At 47.5% G+C, this 2,734-nt stretch carries 2 protein-coding genes; both read left to right on the top strand.

What is annotated here, in order from left to right; translation table 11 throughout:
• Positions 1 to 385: 385 nt before the first annotated feature.
• Positions 386 to 1,003 (top strand): DUF4254 domain-containing protein, encoded by a 618-nt coding sequence (locus QVO39_RS07735; RefSeq protein ID WP_018028831.1) that lies wholly within the window; start codon positions 386 to 388, stop codon positions 1,001 to 1,003.
• Positions 1,004 to 1,222: 219 nt separating this feature from the next.
• Positions 1,223 to 2,734, top strand: a 1,512-nt coding sequence (locus QVO39_RS07740) for an ATP-dependent DNA helicase (protein WP_288171929.1), incomplete at its 3' end; no start/stop codon positions are given.

Consider the following 2,734-nt stretch of genomic DNA (forward strand, 5'->3'; position numbering starts at 1 on the left):
AGACCATATTCCATTAAAACAAGGATTAAGACTAATTTTTGGGTTATTGCAGTACACCCCACTTACTGTTGTAGTCGCAGACCATATTCCATTAAAACAAGGATTAAGACACATAATGCCACGCACCATTCCAAGGGTAGTCTTCCCGTCGCAGACCATATTCCATTAAAACAAGGATTAAGACATTTACTATAGGTTTACATATAAAGTGTACCCACTTAGTCGCAGACCATATTCCATTAAAACAAGGGTTGGGGGAGTGGGCAAGTGTGTGGGCTGGGGGAGGGATAGTTGTTATATAGCATAAGGGGAATTGGGGTGAGGTGGTGGTATTATCTGTATCTTTACGGTGCGATTATAGTATTAACCACTGGAGGCATAGGAAATGCAAAATTATAAGGACTTCTGTAGGAGGGCAATATCGGTCTTTAATCAGGCGATTGAGGAGTATCATGTGAGGGATAATGTGGATGCAAAGGTCAATAACCCTTACCCCTTTAAGTCGATTGAATACTATCTATACCTTAAGTGCTGGGTGGATACGATCCAGTGGCACTTGGAGGACATCATACGTAATCCAAATATCGACCCTGAGGAGGCACTTAAGATCAAGCGTCGGATGGATCGATGCAATCAAGACCGTACCGACTTGGTGGAGCTGATTGATAGCTATTTCCTTGACCTTTTCTCGGGGGTGAAGGTACTGCCGGAGGCGACGATCAATACGGAGAGCCCGGGTTGGGCTATTGACCGCCTGAGTATCTTGCAGCTGAAGATCTACCACATGAGGGTGGAGACGGAGCGTGCTGGCATCTCGGAGGAGCAGCGTATCACGGTGCGTGCTAAGCTCTCGGTATTGCTACAGCAGAATGACGACCTTTCCCAGGCTATTACTACCCTCTTGGAGGATATGGCGGAAGGGCGGAAGTATATGAAGGTCTACAAGCAGATGAAAATGTACAATGACCCAACGCTCAATCCGATCCTCTATTCGCAAAACTAATTCATCAATACATACAAACAAAGGGGCACCATCGCATAAGCGACGGTGCCCATTTTGCTATGGGTTACGCATTAGGGATAGGTCTACTGCGTATCATTCCGCTGAAAAACCATACGGTCGGAGTTTTCTAATGAGTAACTGATTATTTATTGTATATTTGTCTCGAGGATAAATGTATAGCCCCACCTAGAGGTGGACTCTAAGACTTTGGAGAAACTGATGAGACTAACGGAAGGACAAGAGCAGGCACTTGAGGCGATGAAGGCCTTTGTGATGAGCAATGAGGAGCAAGTTTTTATCCTCAGAGGGTATGCTGGTACGGGTAAAACGACCCTGCTGAGGCAGTTAATCGGCTTTTTGGACAGTCAAAATCAGCGGTATTCTCTAATGGCTCCTACGGGTCGGGCAGCTAAGGTGTTGAGCGATACGTTGGGTGGTAGTGCATCGACTATTCATAGGCGCATCTATAAGTTTGTCTATCTGAAGGAGAAGGAGGCGGATGGTACTAAGGAGTATTGCTTGTATTACAAGGTGCTTGATGCCGACTTTGGCAGTGTGGTGATCATTGATGAGGCCTCTATGGTCCCGATCAAAAAGAGTTTTGATGATCATTATGTGATGGGAAGTGGGTCGCTCTTAATGGACTTGCTTCAATTTGCCAATCCTAAGGAGCGGCGGACTAAGCTGATTTTTGTGGGTGACCCAGCCCAGTTGCCCCCTGTGGGGGAGTCTATCTCTACTGCCTTGCGGCGTGAGACTTTTGAAGAGTTGGGGCTCAGGGTAATGGAGGCGACACTTACCGAGGTGGTGCGTCAGGCAGAGGGCTCTCTTGTGCTAGAAAATGCTACGCTTATGAGGCGATACGTGGAGGAGGAGAAGGGGATGCTAGCCCTCTCGTACGACGATATCTCTTTTCGGCAGATCCAATCTCACGAGTTCTCTCCACTCTATCTACGGCTTTATCCTCGTCCGTCTATAGATAGTGGGCTGATGATTGCCTATACCAATAAGCGTTGCAAAACTCTTAATCAGGAGGTGAGGAGTAGTTACTTCCCTCGCCATCCTGAGGTGGCTGTGGGGGATCGACTATTGGTGGTGGCTAATAATATGGCGATGTCCCTTGTCAATGGTGACTTGGTGATGGTGCAGGCGGTCTATCCTCAAGCAGAGGTGCAGGGGGTGAATGTGGGTAATAATCAGGTGGTGACGCTAGTCTTTAGAGACTTGTTGATCAATGTGGAGGGGATGGTGATAAAGTCAAAGATATTGGAGAACTTACTCTACTCTGATGAACCACGGATGAGTAAGTTGGAGGCGAAGGCGGTCTATATTTTTACCCTGCAAAAGCTTTATGAGGAGTATGGGTTCAATCTGCAGGGGGAGGCCCTGAATAAAGCCTTGCAGGGAAACGAATATTACAATGCTTTGCAGTGCAAGTTTGGCTATGCGATCACTTGCCACAAGGCTCAGGGCGGGGAGTGGGATACGGTGCTCATAGATTATGCGGGGCGTAATAATCTCTCTCTAGATGAGCTTCGCTGGTGCTATACTGCTACCACTAGAGCTACGAACTGTTGCTATGTCGCTAACCCTCCAACTATCGATGAAGCCGCATGCTATGAGGGGGTGCAACCCATTATTCAGCTCTCCAAGCCACCGATGCTACCTCAGGCTACTTCCAACCTATCGGACGGCTCACCTGTAGAACGTGTCTATAAAGCACTCCAAGGG

The organism is Porphyromonas sp. CAG:1061 (genome assembly GCF_000435035.1).
GTDB lineage: Bacteria > Bacteroidota > Bacteroidia > Bacteroidales > Porphyromonadaceae > Porphyromonas_A > Porphyromonas_A somerae.

Coding starts and splice junctions, on each gene's coding strand:
- QVO39_RS07735 (WP_018028831.1), top strand. CDS start 386: ATGCAAAATTATAAGGACTTCTGTAGGAGGGCAATATCGGTCTTTAAT.